At 70.3% G+C, this 15,508-nt stretch carries 16 protein-coding genes and 1 pseudogene; 7 read left to right on the forward strand and 10 right to left on the reverse strand.

The window, feature by feature from the left end; genetic code table 11:
- Positions 1 to 23: 23 nt before the first annotated feature.
- A complete protein-coding gene (locus tag QFZ50_RS14555; RefSeq protein WP_307086835.1) occupies positions 24 to 1,043 on the forward strand; it encodes a LacI family DNA-binding transcriptional regulator in 1,020 nt (339 codons plus the stop codon).
- Between the two features lie 141 nt (positions 1,044 to 1,184).
- Entirely contained in the window at positions 1,185 to 2,252 is a 1,068-nt protein-coding gene (locus QFZ50_RS14560) for a Gfo/Idh/MocA family protein (protein WP_307085347.1), read from the forward strand.
- Between the two features lie 61 nt (positions 2,253 to 2,313).
- Here the strand turns inward: QFZ50_RS14560 and QFZ50_RS14565 are convergent, their stop codons facing one another.
- The 5 genes and pseudogenes from QFZ50_RS14565 to QFZ50_RS14580 all read right to left on the reverse strand — a co-directional run bounded on the left by QFZ50_RS14565 (position 2,314) and on the right by QFZ50_RS14580 (position 6,028).
- Positions 2,314 to 2,766 (reverse strand): hypothetical protein, encoded by a 453-nt coding sequence (locus tag QFZ50_RS14565; protein ID WP_307085352.1) that lies wholly within the window; start codon positions 2,764 to 2,766, stop codon positions 2,314 to 2,316.
- Complete coding sequence (locus QFZ50_RS14570) at positions 2,669 to 4,045, reverse strand: cation:proton antiporter (RefSeq protein WP_307085354.1); 1,377 nt, start codon at positions 4,043 to 4,045, stop codon at positions 2,669 to 2,671. The genes QFZ50_RS14565 and QFZ50_RS14570 overlap by 98 nt, the downstream gene beginning before the upstream one ends.
- Before the next feature lie 33 nt (positions 4,046 to 4,078).
- Positions 4,079 to 4,660 (reverse strand): alpha-hydroxy-acid oxidizing protein, encoded by a 582-nt coding sequence (locus QFZ50_RS14575; RefSeq protein WP_307085356.1) that lies wholly within the window; start codon positions 4,658 to 4,660, stop codon positions 4,079 to 4,081.
- A 202-nt stretch (positions 4,661 to 4,862) separates the two neighbouring features.
- Positions 4,863 to 5,393, reverse strand: a pseudogene (locus tag QFZ50_RS18260) (alpha-hydroxy-acid oxidizing protein); the annotation flags it as partial.
- Between the two features lie 89 nt (positions 5,394 to 5,482).
- Positions 5,483 to 6,028: a TetR/AcrR family transcriptional regulator gene (locus QFZ50_RS14580; RefSeq protein WP_307085358.1), complete on the reverse strand. Its 546-nt coding sequence runs from the start codon at positions 6,026 to 6,028 to the stop codon at positions 5,483 to 5,485.
- A 160-nt stretch (positions 6,029 to 6,188) separates the two neighbouring features.
- Between QFZ50_RS14580 and QFZ50_RS14585 the strand changes: the two genes are divergently transcribed.
- The 3 genes from QFZ50_RS14585 (at position 6,189) to QFZ50_RS14595 (ending at position 9,052) form a co-directional block, all read left to right on the forward strand.
- The gene (locus QFZ50_RS14585; protein WP_307085360.1) at positions 6,189 to 7,202 is read left to right on the forward strand and encodes an SDR family NAD(P)-dependent oxidoreductase; all 1,014 of its coding nucleotides are present in this window, start codon (positions 6,189 to 6,191) and stop codon (positions 7,200 to 7,202) included.
- An 81-nt stretch (positions 7,203 to 7,283) separates the two neighbouring features.
- On the forward strand, positions 7,284 to 8,228 hold the full coding sequence (locus QFZ50_RS14590; protein WP_307085362.1) for an alpha/beta hydrolase: 945 nt from the start codon (positions 7,284 to 7,286) through the stop codon (positions 8,226 to 8,228).
- 80 nt (positions 8,229 to 8,308) lie between these two features.
- Positions 8,309 to 9,052, forward strand: a complete 744-nt coding sequence (locus QFZ50_RS14595; protein ID WP_307085364.1) for a formylglycine-generating enzyme family protein — start codon at positions 8,309 to 8,311, stop codon at positions 9,050 to 9,052.
- Positions 9,053 to 9,140: 88 nt separating this feature from the next.
- On the opposite strand, the gene QFZ50_RS14600 is transcribed toward QFZ50_RS14595, so the two are convergent.
- Both QFZ50_RS14600 and QFZ50_RS14605 read right to left on the reverse strand, forming a co-directional pair.
- Positions 9,141 to 9,527 (reverse strand): DUF2256 domain-containing protein, encoded by a 387-nt coding sequence (locus QFZ50_RS14600; protein WP_307085367.1) that lies wholly within the window; start codon positions 9,525 to 9,527, stop codon positions 9,141 to 9,143.
- Positions 9,524 to 10,384, reverse strand: a complete 861-nt coding sequence (locus QFZ50_RS14605; protein WP_307085369.1) for a DUF1206 domain-containing protein — start codon at positions 10,382 to 10,384, stop codon at positions 9,524 to 9,526. The genes QFZ50_RS14600 and QFZ50_RS14605 overlap by 4 nt, the downstream gene beginning before the upstream one ends.
- A gap of 267 nt (positions 10,385 to 10,651) precedes the next feature.
- On the opposite strand from QFZ50_RS14605, the gene QFZ50_RS14610 reads away from it, so the two are divergent.
- Positions 10,652 to 12,214, forward strand: a complete 1,563-nt coding sequence (locus QFZ50_RS14610; RefSeq protein WP_307085372.1) for a GGDEF domain-containing protein — start codon at positions 10,652 to 10,654, stop codon at positions 12,212 to 12,214.
- Between the two features lie 64 nt (positions 12,215 to 12,278).
- Here QFZ50_RS14610 and QFZ50_RS14615 read toward each other — a convergent pair whose 3' ends face one another.
- Together QFZ50_RS14615 and QFZ50_RS14620 are read right to left on the reverse strand one after the other, a co-directional pair.
- Positions 12,279 to 13,043, reverse strand: coding sequence for a MerR family transcriptional regulator (locus tag QFZ50_RS14615; protein ID WP_307085373.1), 765 nt, complete (start codon positions 13,041 to 13,043; stop codon positions 12,279 to 12,281).
- A 136-nt stretch (positions 13,044 to 13,179) separates the two neighbouring features.
- Positions 13,180 to 13,443 carry a hypothetical protein gene (locus tag QFZ50_RS14620; protein ID WP_307085375.1) on the reverse strand — a complete coding sequence of 88 codons (264 nt, stop codon included), beginning with the start codon at positions 13,441 to 13,443 and terminating at the stop codon, positions 13,180 to 13,182.
- 158 nt (positions 13,444 to 13,601) lie between these two features.
- Between QFZ50_RS14620 and QFZ50_RS14625 the strand changes: the two genes are divergently transcribed.
- Positions 13,602 to 14,036, forward strand: coding sequence for a helix-turn-helix domain-containing protein (locus QFZ50_RS14625; protein ID WP_307085377.1), 435 nt, complete (start codon positions 13,602 to 13,604; stop codon positions 14,034 to 14,036).
- Positions 14,037 to 14,060: 24 nt separating this feature from the next.
- Here QFZ50_RS14625 and QFZ50_RS14630 read toward each other — a convergent pair whose 3' ends face one another.
- Entirely contained in the window at positions 14,061 to 15,290 is a 1,230-nt protein-coding gene (locus QFZ50_RS14630; protein WP_307085379.1) for a PucR family transcriptional regulator, read from the reverse strand.
- Between the last annotated feature and the right edge of the window lie 218 nt (positions 15,291 to 15,508).

The following is a 15,508-nucleotide window of genomic DNA, read 5'->3' on the forward strand; positions in this document are numbered from 1 at the left end:
TGTTCGAGGTTCCGGAGATGACGATGACGCAGGATCTGAGCGGCCCCCGGCCGGTTCCCACCCTCGAGATGGTGGCAGCCCTGGCCGGGGTGTCGCGGGCGACCGTGTCACGCGTCGTCAACGACTCCCCCAGCGTGGATCCGGAGCTGGCGCAGTCGGTGAAGAAGGCGATCCTCGCGCTCGACTACACCCCCAACCGCGCGGCGCGTTCGCTCGCGAAGCGCCGCGCGAACGCGGTGACGCTGATCGTCCCGGAGTCGACGTCGAAGGTCTTCGCGGATCCGTTCTTCGCTTCCGTGGTGCAGGGCATAGCCCTGTACCTCACGGACACCGAGTACACGCTGAACATGGTGATCTCGTCGGAGGCGAAACCGGAGAAGACGCGCGGCTTCCTCCTCGGCGGCAACGTGGACGGGGTGCTGGTGGTCTCCCACCACAGTGGCGATCATTCCTGGACGCACCTGTCCGGGTCGCTTCCCATGGTGTTCGCCGGGCGGCCGCTGGTGGGCGGGAGGGACAGCTACTACGTGGAGGCGGACAACGAGCAGGCGGCCTACAACGCCACCCGCCTCCTGATCGACAGCGGCCGGAAGCATGTGGCCACCATCGCGGGACCGCAGGACATGCCTCCGGGGCTCGACCGCCTCGCGGGGTGGCGCACCGCGGTGCGCGAGGCGGGCCTCGGCGAGGGCCTGGTGGAGATGGGGGACTTCACCCTCACCTCCGGCGCACGGGCGATGCACCGGCTGCTGGACCGCGGTACACCCATCGATGCCGTCTTCGCCGGGAACGACCAGATGGCCGCGGGCGCCTACACCGCGATCCAGGGCAGGGGCCTGCGCATCCCGGAGGACATCGCCGTCGTGGGGTTCGACGACGACTCCTTCGCCACCTCCGTCACCCCGACCCTGACCACCGTGCATCATCCGATCGTCGAGCTCGGCAAGAAGATGGCGGAGATCCTGGTGAACCTCATCGAGGGCGTCCCCACGGAACACGCCACCAGGATGCCCACGTCCCTCGTGATCCGCGACTCCGTGTAGCCCCGCCCGGGCATCGCGTCCTCCTGCCCCGCCCTGCCCTGCCCTGCCCTGCCCTGCCCTGCCCTGCCCTGCCCTGCCTGCAGGGCGTCCTCCGAGTACCCCGCGTCTTCCACCGTCATCGTGCCCACGAAAGGCCGTCCGATGCTTCCTGCTCCCGTCAGTACGCTCTCCCCGTCCACCGCGACCGGCCACCCGATCCGCTGGGGCGTCATCGCCACAGGTTCCATCGCCGCCCGGGTGGTGCAGGACCTCACGCTCCTCGAGGACGCGATCCTCCATGCCGTCAGTTCCCGCAGCGAAGCATCTGTCAGCGCTTTCGCCCGGAAGTTCGGGTTCGCGAGAGCCTATGCGGACACCGACGGGGCCCTGGGCTACGAACGCCTGCTCGCCGATCCTGCCGTCGACGTGGTCTACATCGCCACTCCCCACGCACAGCACCACGTCATCGCCCTGGCTGCACTCACCGCGGGCAAGCATGTGCTCTGCGAGAAACCCATCACCATGAACGCGGCGCAGGCCCGTGAACTGGCCGAGCTCGCGCAGGAACGAGGGCTCTTCCTGATGGAAGCCGTCTGGACGCGCTTCCTGCCGAGCTTCTGCCGCGCGATCGAGATCCTTCGGGCAGGAGAGATCGGCGAGCCGCGCTGGCTGCAGGCCGACCTCGGATTCGCACCTGCGTTCGACCCGGCATCGCGGACCTGGGACCCTGCTGCGGGAGGCGGGGCACTGCTGGACCTCGCGGTGTACCCGCTGACCTGGGCGCTCGGAGCTCTGGGGGAGCCCGACAGCATGCTGGCCACCGGAACGCTGACCCCCGAGGGGATCGATCTGCACGACGCCCTCACCCTCACCTACGACAGCGGCGCCCACGCGCAAGTCATCACCTCGATCGGTGCCGCGTGTCCGAGCGTGGTCACCATCGGAGGCGCCGGCGGCTGGCTGCGATCCTCGGCACCCCTCTTCAACCCGGCCGAGCTCATCGTCCAGCCCCGCCGGGGCACCCTGAGGACGGAACGCTTCGAGGTGGTCGGCAACGGCTTCAGCTATGAACTGCGCGAAGTCACCCGATGCCTCCAGGCCGGCCTGACCGAGAGCCCGCACATGACTCCCGCGGAATCGATCATGATGATGGAACTGCTGGATGAAGCACGCCGCCAGATGGGTCTGCGCTATTCCAGCGACCCAGGAACGGTTCCGGCGTTCTCCTGACCGGAGCCGGCCGCTCCTGCGATGACACGGAGGGCGCGGGCGCGGTCGGCGCCCGGTCCGGTCAGTGACCGGCTGTTCGCGGTCGCAGGCGGGTCTCCTCGATGTCGAGGATCCTCTGTGCCTCGGCCAGGATCCTCGAGGGGTATCTACCCTCGCGACGCGCGGTGAGCAGGGCTTCCCGTTCCGCCTGCACCACTGCGAGGCGCAGTTGCCGGTACTGGCGGTGGGGTGATGGTGCGTCCTTCTCCTCCAGGACATGGGCTCGTTCCCAGCTGGACTCGCTGCGCAGGAACGTGTCCTGGCGGACCCGTTCGATGACGTCGGGCTCCACGATCGTGCCGGCACCCAGGATCGAATCCGGTGTCTCGAGGACCCGCAGCCCCGTGTCGGCGAGGTCGTCGAACAGGGTCGCGGATTCACGGAGGTCCGCCGTCGCGTCGACGCCGCGGATGCCGAGGACGCGGATGAGCGCGGGTAGGGTGCCGCCCTGCAGGAGCAGCGTGGTGATCGCCACGGTGAAGGCGATCAGGACGAGTTGTTCCCGATAGGGGACCGAATCGGGCAGGGACTGGGCCCGCCGCCAGTGTCACCACCCCGCGCATTCCCGACCAGCCCAGGACGAGCGCTCCCTTCCAGCCCAGTCCTTCCCGGCGCTCCTGCTCCAGGTCGGCCCGCCGTTTGTCGTAGATGCGCTGACGCAGCCGGCGCCGCCGCTCCTGGCGGGCACTACCCGGTGCGTTGCCGCGTGCCCGGTCGAGGCTGAGCCACAGGAGCAGGGTCCTGTGCTCGGCACGGGCTGCACGGCGCCGCAGGATGAAGACCATCGGGAACACCCACGCGCATCGGATGACGACCAGGACGGCGGTGACCAGGAGGCCGATCAGCACCGCCTGCGGAATGCCCAGCAGGTCCTCATCGATGTTCTCGATCAGGTGCCGCAGTTCCAGGCCCATGAGCAGGAACACGGCGTTCTCGAGCAGGAACTGCACCGTACGCCAGTTGACGTTGTCGCTGATCCTCGCCTGCGCATTCAGGGAGCTGGCGCTACGGTGGCCGCTGTAGAGCCCGGCAACGACCACGGCCAGCACCCCGGAAGCCCCCAGTTCCTCTGCCGGGATGAAGGCCAGGAAGGGCACGATGAAGGAGATCGCCGTGTCCAGCACCGGGTCGTGGAGTTTCGAGCGGACATAGACGGTGACGACGCCGATCACCAGGCCGAAGACGACGGCCACGCTCACGGCGTAGCCGAAGTCCCCGATTCCGCCCCACACCCCGGACATGCTCCCGGCCGCCACCGCGAGCGCGCTTCGCAGCAGGACCAGTGCCGTGGCGTCGTTCACCAGGCCCTCGCCCTCGAGCACCGTCACCAACCGTGGCGGCAGGCCCAACCGCTTGCCGATCGACGTCGCCGCCACCGCGTCCGGGGGGCTGACCACTGCACCCAGCGCGACAGCGGCAGCGAAGTCCAGTTCCGGCAACAGCGCGTACAGCACCAGTCCCGTGATGAACGCGGAGACGAGCACCAGCACCACGGACAGGCTCGTGATCGCCCCGAGGTTGCGCCTGAAGTCGATGACCGGGACCTTGATCGCGGCCGCATAGAGCAGGGGTGGGAGCACCCCCGCCAGGATCCATTCATGGGGTACGGCGACGGACGGCACGCCGGGGGCGTAGGAAAGCGCCAACCCCACGACGACGAGGATCAGCGGAGCCGCCACACCGAGCTTCTTCGAACTACTCGCGACCGCCACCATCAGGACGACCGCCACCACACCCGCTACCGCCAGCTCCATCCCATCACCCTATCGAGGCTGTGCGGCCGCCTCTCAGAAGCCGTGGAGCGTCTGGTCCCGCGCGACGCTGCCGGATCCCAGCTCGGCAAGGGAAGCGTGTCCACTGAGTCCGAGGGCTATGTCGAGTTCCGCAAGGAGGTTCCGGAGAACGGTCTCGGCACCCGCGGTCCCGGCCAGGGCGAGCCCGTACACCCACGGTCTGCCGATGAGGACGGCGGTTGCACCGAGTGCCAGGGCGATGAGGATATCGCTGCCGGTGCGGATGCCGCTGTCGAACAGGACGGGCACCCGCCCGTCGACCTGCCGCACGATGCCGGGCAACGTGTCCAGGGCTCCGATCGCACCGTCGATCTGCCGGCCGCCGTGATTGCTCACCACGATCCCGTCCGCTCCGGATGCGACCGCCCGTTCGGCGTCCTCGGGGCGCTGGATCCCCTTGAGGATGATGGGAAGCGTCGTGCGATCACGCACGAAAGCCAGGTCGTCCCACGTCAGCGAGGATCTGGAGAAGACGTCCAGGAAGGTCTCGACTGCTGCCCGCGGTTCGGGCGAGCGCAGGTTGGCCCTGAAATCCCCGGGGTGGTGACGGGTCATGCTGACCAGGGTCCGGACCATGGCGGCATTGATCCGCGGATCCGGGCGGCGTACCGACCGTGACGGCCTCCGGGCGTCGGGCGCGGCGATGCGATCGGCGACCAGTCGGCGGAAGACGGGGTCGCTGGTGTACTGGGCGATGCCCAGTCCCTGGGCGAAAGGAAGATAGGCGAGGTCGAGATCGCGGGGGCCGCCACCCGAGGATATGCGTGTCGAGCGTGATGACGATTGCTTCGGCTCCGGCTGCTTCCGCCCTGCCGATCAGGCTTTCGACGAGTTCGTCGGAGCTGCTCCAGTACAACTGGAACCAGTGCGGCGCCCCCGGTGTCGCTGCGAAGGCCTGCTCGAGCGGGATCGACGCCTGGTTGGAGGCGACATACGGGATGCCGAGGGACGCGGCGGCCCGGGCGATACCGAGATCGGCGTCCCGGTGTGCGAGCTCGAGCACGCCGACAGGGGCCGCGATGACGGGGTGTGGCAGCGTCCGCCCGAACAGGTCGACGCTGAGGTCCCGTTCGCCGACGTCCTTGAGCATCGACGGGATGATGCGGACCCGCTCGAACGCTTCCCTGTTGGCGCGGGCGGTGGATTCACCGCCCGCGGATCCGGCGACATAGGCGAACGCCTTCGCCGACATGCGCCTGCGCGCTGCTGCCTCGAGGGCTGCCGGTGACGAGGGAACCACGGGCACGCGCCCCATCGCCCCGGCACGATAGATGGCTGCCTGTGTTGCTCGGCCGATGCTCGTGCGCATGGAAACCCCTTCGTCCTCTCACCCACCGCCCATCAGAGCAGGTGGAAGAACTCTGCCATGGACGGGCCCGGTCCTGCTGGAGCGGAAGGCTACGCCGGGTCGATCAGCTGCTGCAGGAGGGCTCCGTACCGGCGGATGATGACGTCCTCCCCCTCGGCGAGCAGCCGCTCGTCCCCCACGACCCACAGCGCGTACATCAGCCCACCGACGAGGGCTGCGGCCAGCCGGGCACGGAGGTCGGCGTCGGGGCCGGCCAGCCGTGTCTCCAGCGGGGCGACGAAGGTCGTCTCGTGGAGGTGTCGCAGCTGCTCGCCGACGGCTCCGGCGTCGCTGGCGCGCAGGAGCGTGAGATAGAGGGGCCGCAGGTGCCCGTCCTCCTCCAGCACGTACCGGATGAAGCGCTCGCCCAGGCCGTCCGGGTCCCCGTCGAGGAGGGGCTGGTGGTCGGGCATCGACGGCAGGGCCTCGAGGAACAGGGCCTCCTTCGTCCCGAAGTAGTGGATGGGGAGGGCGGCATCCACGCCGGCGGCGGACGCGACCGACCTCACCGAGGCGCCCGCATAGCCCTTCTCGAGGAACAGGGAACGCGCGGCATGGAGGATCGCCGTGCGCGTCTCGGCCCTGCCCTCGATCATGCTCCAACCCTAGCTCCAGGGCTTCGCTCCGGAGCCAGGGCCGCTCCCGGCAACGGCTTCAAGGAACGATCCCCGCGGCGGGACCCTAGGCATTCAACGCTGTTGAATGTAGCCTGCTGGAACGAGTACCCCTCCTAGCGGACCGTCGGAAGGACCAGCAATGGCGCAGACGCCTGTCACCCTGACCGCCCACAGCACGATCGAGCAGTGGCTCGGCCACCCCGAGGGCGGACCGGTCCTGCGGGGATTCCTGGCGCAGGCCGGCACCGATGAGGCCGCGCTCGGCCCGGCGCGGTCCATGCCCCTGCAGCAGCTGGTCGCCCTGAGCCAGGGTGCCCTGCCCCAGACCGCCGTCGACGGGCTGGTGAAGCAGGTCAACGGGGGCGTGATCCCGGACCTGGATGCTTCCGTCTGGCAGGAACGCATCGTCCCGGGACGCTTCGAGGGACGCACCATGATCGTCACCGGCGCCGGATCGGGCATCGGCCGCGCCACCGCGTCCCGGGTGGCCCGTGAGGGTGGACGCGTGCTCGCCGTCGACATCGCCGCGGACCGCGTCGACGATCTCGCCACCTCCCTGTCCGGGCACCAGGTCGTCCCCATCGCGGCCGACCTCACGGACACGGCGGCCGTAGCGCGGATCATCGCGGGCGCCGACGGGCGCATCGACGCCCTGGCCAACGTGGCAGGGATCAATGACGACTTCAGTCCGCTGCACGAGGTGTCCGACGCGATGTGGGCACGGGTCTTCGCCGTCAACGTCGAGGGACTCATGCGCCTCACCCGGGCGGTCCTGCCGGTCATGCTCGACGCCGGTCGCGGGTCGATCGTCAATGTCGCCTCGGAAGCGGGCCTGCGCGGTTCCGCATCGGGCGTCGCCTACACGGCGTCCAAGCACGCCGTCGTGGGTATCACCCGCAGCGCCGCCTTCATGTACGCGAAGGAAGGCCTGCGCATCAACGCCGTCGCCCCGGGTGGCGTCGCCACCGGCATCCCCATGCCGGGAACGCCCTCGGCGTACGGCTCCTCCCGCCTGGAGGGCGCCCGCGTCAACATTCCCAGCATCGCCGACCCGGCGCACCTCGCGGCCACGATCTCGTTCCTGCTGAGCGACGACGGTGTGAACATCAACGGGGCGATCCTGCCCTCCGACGGCGGCTGGTCGGCCGTCTGACCGGACGGACGCGAAGCCGACGGACCTCCTGTCGGCGGCCTGCCTGCTGTGCCGGGTATCAACAATCGGGAAGGGTAAGGAATGACGAAGATCGACCTGCGAACAAGGCTCCTGGGGCGGCTCATCGGTCTGGCATCCGTCACCAGGCGGTCCGAGGAGCAGATCCTGGCGGACCAGCGCCGGGTGATCGGCCACAATCCGCTGACCGACCTCCTGCTCGGCGGGTTCGCCCGGGGCGTGGACGTTCGGGACACCACGGCCGCCGGGGCCGACGGCACCATCGGGGTCCGGATCTACCACCCGCCCACGTCGAGCGGGACTCCCCCGCTGGTCGTGTTCATCCATGGTGGAGGCTGGACCTCGGGGAGCCTCGACACGTACGACTGGTTCGCGAGCAGCATCGCCCGGGACGCACACGCCGTCGTCGCGTCCCTGGACTATCGGCTGGCGCCCGGCCATCGGTGGCCGGCCGCAGCAGAAGATGCGTACGCGGCGACCGTCGACCTAGTCGGCCGCGGGGCCGAGCTCGGTGCCGACACGTCCCGCGTCGCCGTCGTGGGCGACAGCGCGGGAGGAAACCTGGCCGCCGTCGTCGCCCTCATGGCACGGGACCGGTCAGGCCCTGCCATCGCGTTCCAGGGGCTGGTGTACCCCGCGACCGACATGACCATGGCCAGCCCGTCGATCGAGCAGAACGCGGACGCCCCGATCCTCACGAAGGCGGACATGCTGGCGTTCCGCGCCCACTACCTCAAGGATCAGGACCCGCGACACCCCTATGTATCGCCCCTGCTGGCCGACGACCTGACCGGGCTGCCGCCCGCCCTGGTGCAGGTGGCCGAACACGACCCCCTCCGCGACGACGGTCTCCGGTACGCCGCGGCCCTCCGGGAGGCGGGGTCCGCCGTGCGGACGACGACCTACTTCGGGATGCCCCACGGCTTCATGGCGTTCCCACGGATCAGCAGGGCCGTTCCACAGGCCCTCGGCGAGCTGTGCCAGGAGCTGCGCGGCGCCCTGGCCTAGATCCGGCCCGGAGGGAATCGAGGAGTCCGTCGACGGCGGTCCTGCCGTCGAGCCGTCATGACCGGTGGGAGCATTGCCCTGTGACTGCTTTCGACCTCCGTGCGCTGCCGGCCGGGCAGGTGGAGTTGCATGACGCGCGGCGTCGGCGGCGGTGGACCGTCGACCTGGAGCCCTTCGAGATCGGCGTGGTTCCCGTGACCCTGGCCCAGTACCAGGCGGTGAGGGGCGGTGGTGCTCACCGCCGGTCCCCCGTGACGGACGTGAGCTGGCGGGATGCGCTCAGGTTCTGCAACGAGGCGTCGGCCCGCGAGGGACTCGAACCCGCCTACACGCTGGATGGGAGCGGCCCGCGCTGGGAGACGGGCGCCTCCGGGTTCCGGCTGCCGACCGAGGCCGAATGGGAGTACGCGTGCCGGGCCGGCAGCAGCGGACCGCACTACGGACCCCTGGACCGGATCGCGTGGACGGCCGACGACGACGTGGAGGCCCCCCGACCGGTGGGGTCGAAGCAAGCCAACGCGTTCGGCCTCCACGACACCCTCGGGAACGTCTGGGAGTGGTGCTGGGACCTCCTCGATCCGGCCCGGTACGGGGACTACCGGGTGTTCCGCGGAGGAGGGTTCGCGGACAGGGCATGGAGTGTCCGCGCGTCGACGCGACGGGGCGGAGCACCGGGGATGAGCCACCCGGACGTCGGCTTGAGGCTGGCACGGGGCGCCGCCGGGACCGGGCAGGCGGCACAGGGCTGGTCGGCCACGGCGGACACCGAGCGTGGGGCCATCCGCGGAGCGCTGCCCTCCGGGTGGACTCCCCTCCGGACCTAGCACCGGCTCCCAGCCCCCTCGGCATCCTCCCGCCGGGGTGAGGGGCTCCCTCGTCATCGCTGGACGTGCCGGTGGGCCGGCGGAATCCTCAGCGGGGTGCCCGCAGGGTCACCGGGCCCTTCGCCGTCGAGGGATCGACGACGACGCCGCGCTGCACCATCTCCGCGAGGCCACGGTTGACGAGGCGGCGGGCGGCGCTGCGGGCCGGCTCACCGAGACCCGTGGTGCCGGTGCTGGTACCGGTGGCGACGGCCGCGGCGGCGTCCGCCGGGTCGACCGTCGTCCCGCCTGGCGCCCCGTCCAGGCGTGCGAGCAGCCACTCCTCGAGGGCGGCGTCGATGGGCTTGACCTTCCGTGCGCGGCAGGAGTCGCTGCAGTAGGCGATCGACTCCCAGTTCCGCTCCCACTTCTTCCGCCACTCGATGCGGCGGCCGCAGGAGCGGCAGGTCCTCGGCTCGCGCCCCGCACCGCTCACATGCGGCCGAACATGGCGCGGACGACGGCGAAGACGCCGTAGCAGATGAGCCCTATCGCGATGATCGTCAGCACGTACACGCCCATCGGGTGGTACTGGAGCGCCTTGAGGCTGCCGTCGAGTCCCGTGGACTCCTGCGGATTGCGGTGCAGGCCGGCGAGGACGAACAGCCCACCCACGAGGAGCAGCGCCAGCCCCTTTGCAACATGGCCGACGACGCCGATCACCTCGATCAGGCGTCCGCGGCGGGTGTCCTCGAACTTCCGGAGCTCCGGCCGGAATCCGCGGCGGAGCCCCTTGACCACGAAGTGCACGCCGATGCCGAGGACCACCGCGGCGGTGGCGAACACGAGGAGGATCCCGATGCCGGAGGCCAGGAGGGTCCGCGTGAAGTCCACCGTCGACTCGGACGAATCGGGTCCGTCGCCGAGGGCGAACCGGGCGAAGGTCCCCGCCATCGATCCGTAGATGACGGCGAGCGCGCCGGACGAGATGTGCTTGCCGATGCGTTTGCCGGTGGGCAGGTGCCGCGCCCGGAGGGTGGCCTCGCTGAGCTGCCACAGGGCCAGGCCCGCACATCCCACGGCGCAGATCCACAGGGCCGGTGTGCCGAGCTGCCCTTCGGCCACTTCCTCCAGGGCCCCGGTCGGCTCGGCCTCGCCGTTGCCGCCGAAGGCGAGGCGCACCGCGATGAAACCGATCAGGATGTGGACCACAGCGAGCGCGGCGAAGCCGAGCCGCGCGACCACATCGAGAGCGCGGGTATCGGTCGCCTGCTCGACGGCATCGGCGGCCCGGCCCACCAGCCCCTGCTGGTCGGCACTGCTGTCCGTGGTCACCCGTCCTCCCGGTGTCACCCGGAGCTCCTCCCGTCGTCGGGCAGAACTCTCCGGTGGTTGCTCCAGGATAGGAGCATAGGTGATGCGGGCGTCCGGCGCCGGACGTTCTACGCGGCGCAGGATAGTTGCACTTCGTTACGAAGACAGCGGCCGTAACCCTTGAGTGAAGGGTCGTGCCACGGCAGACTGGACTCGCCGGCATCACCGGCACGTCAGCGCGCACCATGGTCTCAGCACTCCTCCAAGGTCGGTTCTTCAGCGCTGCCTCGACGACCAGGAGCATGCATGCCCAACGACGACGCCGTGATCGAAGGCGGTTCCCTTCGTCTTGCACAGGAACGGGACCTCACCGCCCTGCTGGAAGCAATGGAGATCAGCGCGGACCTCCCCCGCGTGGTGGGTGAAGCCACCGAGATCCGCGGTATCGCCGAAGACCTCGGGCGACTCGATGTGGCCTTCTGGGCGGAGGTGACCGGCCTCGATGCGCTGGCCCGCACCGAGGGTGCCCCCGGGGCGCGGACGCGTGGGCAGGAGATCCTCGAGTGGGCGCGTGAACAGGGCGACGCGCGGCTGGCAAGCCGCTGCCATGCCCTGATCGCGATGATGGACCTCGTCGCCGGGCACTCGGGGTCCGGGGCCGAACAGGCGACGATCGCCGTCTCCCTGCTGGACGGCTCCGAGCTGCCCCGCCTTCGGGCGAAGTTGCTGACGCGCCAGGCCCTCGGCCTCCTGGGCGCGGGCCTCCTGCAGCACGGCTTCGACGTGTCCCGCAGGGCACTCACCCTCGCCGAGCAGCTGGACGATCATGTGCTCCTCGGCCAGTTGGCGTCCAACGCGTTCCACGCCGCACTCGACGAGGCCATGCCCGACGAAGCACGCTTCTGGATGCGACGGCTGGAGGCGGCGATCGCCGCCTCCCCCGACCTCGAGTCCGAGCTGGCCGACGTCCTCGCCCGCGGCCATCTGGCCGACACGCGCCCCTGGGACGCCCTCGATGTGCTCGAGCGGTCCGCGGACGACGACCCCGTGAACCTGCAGCCCGAGACGCGCGCCATCAGGATGCTCCTGCTGGCGCAGGCGCATCACGGGGTCGGCGATCTCCCCGCCGCGCGTTCTGCGCTCGACAGGGCGGAGCGCATCACCGCGCGTCACGCACTCGAGGAAGTCGCCTCCATGATCCTCGAGGAACGGGCTGCCATCGCGGCCTCCGGCGCGGACTTCCGCCTCGCCTACGAGCTGCACCGCCAGTTCCACCAGGCGGCGCGGAGCCGGTGGATCGAGGCCCGACGCTCCCAGGTGGATCATCTCTTCGCCGAGCAGAACGTCACCGAGGCCCTCGCGCGGGCCGAGCAGGCCGAAGCCGCCGTCGCGGTGGACCCCCTCACCAAGGTGCGCAACCGGCGCTGGGTGGAGGACTCGCTGCCCGACGTCGTCCTCACATGGCAGAGCAGCGAACCGTCGACGGGTTCACTGGCGCTCCTCGACCTCGACCACTTCAAGCAGGTCAACGACCGCTTCGGGCATCCGGCGGGCGACGACGTCCTGGTCGCCGTCGCCTCCTGCCTCGAGGCATGCCCCGGGGTGCGGCATGTGGCCCGGATCGGCGGCGAGGAGTTCCTCCTCGTGCTGCGCCAGCACGCCGATCAGGAACAGGTGGCGCAGCAGGTGCTGTCCGCCGTCCGAGGGCTCCGGTGGCCGCACATCCATTCCGGACTGCGCCTCACGGCGAGCCTCGGTTTCGCCGCATGCGTGCCGGGCTCGACGTCGGACACCCTCCTGCGCGAAGCCGACCGGAACCTCTACAGGGCCAAACGGGCAGGACGCGACCGCGCCGTCGGACTCTGGTAGCCCGTACACCCGGCGACCGGCGGCACCGTGCCACGCCTCCCGGCACGGCACGGTGCTTCTCGGGTCAGTCCTGGCGCTCCAGCCACGCCCCGAGCGCTGCCTGCACGAGCTCGGCGCCCTGCCGGCCGCCGTAGTTCGCGGCGAAGCGCGGATCGCCGACGTACATCTCCCCCAGCCCTCGGATGTACTCGCGGGCCAGTGAGCCGTCCGCTCCGCGCGGAGTCCCGGGGATGCCTGCGAGCCAGGCGATATGCCGGCCGGCGAGCGCCAGCGCCTCCTCACCCGTGGGCGCGATGTTCCTCGTCGCGGCGGCCGTCCAGTCGGCGTTGAGGTCCGCGACCTCCTTCCCGAAGGCGTCCTTTTCCTCCTGCGTCTTGCTGCGCCACCAGGAATCACCGTCGGCGTAGGCGTCACGGCCCCACCGCTCCTCGACCTCCTCCCGGTAGCGCGTGTGGTCGAATCCGTTGAACATGTCTTCTGGCATGGGTTCTTCTCCCCGTTCGAGGGCCTCCACCGTGGTGAGGACCGCAGTGATCTGCCGGTCGAGCCGTTCCTGCTCGCCGCGGAGGACCTGGAGGTGGGCACGCAGGGCCGACGCCGGTGCTTCCGCGCGGGTGTCTGCCATGACCTCGCCGATAGCCGGCAACGGCAACCCCAGGGACCTCAGCAGCAGGATGCGCTGGAGGCGCACGAGCGCTGCCGAGTCGTAGTACCGGTAGCCGTTGGTACCCACCCGGGATGGTGCGAGCAGGCCGATATCACCGTAGTGGCGCAGCGTCCGGCTCGTGGTGCCGGTCAGGCGGGCGACGGTGCTGATCGGATAGTCCACCTCTTCCTCCCTCTCCCGACGATCGGCGCCGGGAGACCTTCAGCCTATGAATTGACGTCGCGTCAAGGTCAAGCGTCAGGACAGGGCGGTTTCGAGGGCGCGTCGAAGGGGCGGGGGGGGTCGGGCGGGGCAACGGTCAGCTGTACCAGAACCACTGCGGCGGACGCCACGACGGCGGGACCGCGTGGGCGTTGAAGGTGCCGCATTCGGAGCAGGTGTAGCTCGCGCTGGCCGGGAGGAGCCTGGTGGAGTGTCCGGCCTGGCGTGCAGGCACGAACTCTTCGAAGATCAGGTAGTCATCGGTGCGGCAGGTGGGGCAGAAAGGAATCTCACCCTTTTCGCCGAGGATGGAGGGGGATTCGCTCAGGCGTAGGCTACGCCCGTGATCAAGAGTTGTCATGGGATTCACCGTTTCCGTCTTGCAACCGACATTGGGTGCAAGTAGTAAGGGAACTTATACTCACAGGATAGCTCCGCAGTACTCATTGCGGAAGGGTGGACACCGCATCGCAGGTCGCCCGACTACTGGCGGAGTACTCCTGCTGGCACAATGGCCCCATGACGGCCAGGGCCCCACGATCCGCAGCAGCACTTCCACCCGAGCAGGCGGGACCCCTACGCCGCGCGCTCACCGACAGCGCCGACGTGACGGTCTTCGTGGACGGCACGGCGCACCGGCTCCCGGACGAGGCGCAGGCCGCCGTCGTCGACCTCCTCGCGCGCCTGTCCGACGGCGACTCCGTGCAGGTGACCTCCGTGGCCGAACTGCTGACCACGTCCCAGGCGGCCGAGCTCGCCGGGATCTCGCACAGCTATCTGCGCAAGCTCACGGACGCGGGCACCCTGCCGGTCGAGTACCGCGGATCGCACCGTCGCCTCCGGCGGTCCGACGTCGAGGAATGGCTCCGCGGGCAGCTGCGCCGCAGGGAACCCCTGTCCGCCCCCGCAGGCGACGAGGGAGTCCCCGGGACGGATTCGGGCGCGGCACGCTAGAGCGCTGCCGGGCAGGGGCTCCACCTAGGTGAGCTCGAACCGTGGACGGGCCCTCCACCGGCGGGCCTTGAGGGCGAGGTGCAGCTCCAGCCGCACCATCCCGGCGAGCGGGTCGACGCCGATCACGGACCGGATCCTCGTCAGCCGGTTGTAGACGCTGCTCCGGTGCAGGTGGAGCTGGGCGGCGACGTCCTGCACCGAGCCGTTCTTGTCATAGAGCAGTTCCAGGACCGGCAGCAGTTCGTCCACGTGGTCGGCCTCGCCCAGCTCGGCGAAGTGGACGCTGCCGTGCGCGGGAGCCTGCCATCCCACGGCCCCGAGGAACTGGTAGACGCCGATGTCCGCGTAGGAGGTCACGTCGCCGAGCTGCGGGTCCACCGCCGCCGCCTGTACGGTGTGCCGGGCCTGGTGGAACGCCTCGGCGAGATCGCGGGGGTCGGCGACGGGCCCACTCAGCCCGAGCACGATCCGGCCCGCCGGCCGCCCTGCCCGTTTGGCGGTCACGGTCCGGCACCGGTCGAGGACCTGCTGCAGCGCCGCCGGACCGATCCCGGCCGCGCACAGGAGCACCGAGAAGCCGGAGGCACCGGCGCTGAAGAGTACGGGTGCGACGCCGACCGTCGCCTGGAGCGCCAGGGTCCGCTGCAGGAGCGCCGCCTCGAGTGGATCGTCGCCGTCGGTGGGCGTGGCCGAGGCCGACGGTTCGTGCACCACCGCCAGACGCCAGGGGCCGTTCCCGCCGAGCTCACGCCAGTCGCGCAACTCCTCGACCGCGGCCGCGACCCCGCGGCAGGCGGCGAGGAAGGTCGCTTCCCGCCGTGTCCGGCGCTCGGAGGACGCCGTGTCCGTCTCGAGGAGGAGTTCGGCGAGGCGGTCGATCATCGGGCGCACCGCGGGCAGCGCGGCAAGGATCCCGGAGGCGGGATCCTCACTGGACTGCTGCTGCACCCAGAGGTAGCCCACCCGGAAGCCCCGGACGAGCAGGGGCACGCAGACCCGCGCGAGCATCCCGAGGTCCTCGTTCGCGGGCACGGCGACGGCGCGCACCGCCTGGGCGATGCCGTGCAGGAGCTGCCATTCGCTGACGTCGGCGGGAACCCGCTTGCTCAGCAGGAAATTGACCCGCACGCGGTCCGCCGTGCCATGGTGGCTGCTGTAGGCGAGGAGGACGCCGTCCGGGTCCTCGAGGGAGAGATCGCGTCCGAGCGACTGCGCGATCGACTCGACGACCTCGTCGATGGCCTGGTTCTGCACCCTTCCACCATAGGCGGGCCGATCACCGGGGACGACAATTGCCGCCCCGGGACTCGACATCTGTCGATGGCGACGCACGGCTACGCCTGCTAGTGCCCTGGGTCACAGTGGGCGCCGGGCCCGTCGTCCCGCGGACCGGCGGCAGGGGACAGCACAGCGCCCGCCGTCGACCCCGCGAACCGTGGCGAAACCGGACGGCGGCATGGTCGAGGGGGTCC

The organism is Arthrobacter agilis, assembly GCF_030816075.1.
Lineage (GTDB): Bacteria > Actinomycetota > Actinomycetes > Actinomycetales > Micrococcaceae > Arthrobacter_D > Arthrobacter_D agilis_E.

What these genes read in the sequence shown, in the direction of transcription:
- QFZ50_RS14555 (WP_307086835.1), top strand. Translation starts at nt 24, where the DNA reads ATGACGCAGGATCTGAGCGGCCCCCGGCCGGTTCCCACCCTCGAGATG.
- QFZ50_RS14560 (WP_307085347.1), top strand. Translation starts at nt 1,185, where the DNA reads ATGCTTCCTGCTCCCGTCAGTACGCTCTCCCCGTCCACCGCGACCGGC.
- QFZ50_RS14570 (WP_307085354.1), bottom strand. Translation starts at nt 4,045, where the DNA reads ATGGAGCTGGCGGTAGCGGGTGTGGTGGCGGTCGTCCTGATGGTGGCG.
- QFZ50_RS14575 (WP_307085356.1), bottom strand. Translation starts at nt 4,660, where the DNA reads ATGGTCCGGACCCTGGTCAGCATGACCCGTCACCACCCCGGGGATTTC.
- QFZ50_RS14580 (WP_307085358.1), bottom strand. Translation starts at nt 6,028, where the DNA reads ATGATCGAGGGCAGGGCCGAGACGCGCACGGCGATCCTCCATGCCGCG.
- QFZ50_RS14585 (WP_307085360.1), top strand. Translation starts at nt 6,189, where the DNA reads ATGGCGCAGACGCCTGTCACCCTGACCGCCCACAGCACGATCGAGCAG.
- QFZ50_RS14590 (WP_307085362.1), top strand. Translation starts at nt 7,284, where the DNA reads ATGACGAAGATCGACCTGCGAACAAGGCTCCTGGGGCGGCTCATCGGT.
- QFZ50_RS14610 (WP_307085372.1), top strand. Translation starts at nt 10,652, where the DNA reads ATGCCCAACGACGACGCCGTGATCGAAGGCGGTTCCCTTCGTCTTGCA.
- QFZ50_RS14620 (WP_307085375.1), bottom strand. Translation starts at nt 13,443, where the DNA reads ATGACAACTCTTGATCACGGGCGTAGCCTACGCCTGAGCGAATCCCCC.
- QFZ50_RS14625 (WP_307085377.1), top strand. Translation starts at nt 13,602, where the DNA reads ATGACGGCCAGGGCCCCACGATCCGCAGCAGCACTTCCACCCGAGCAG.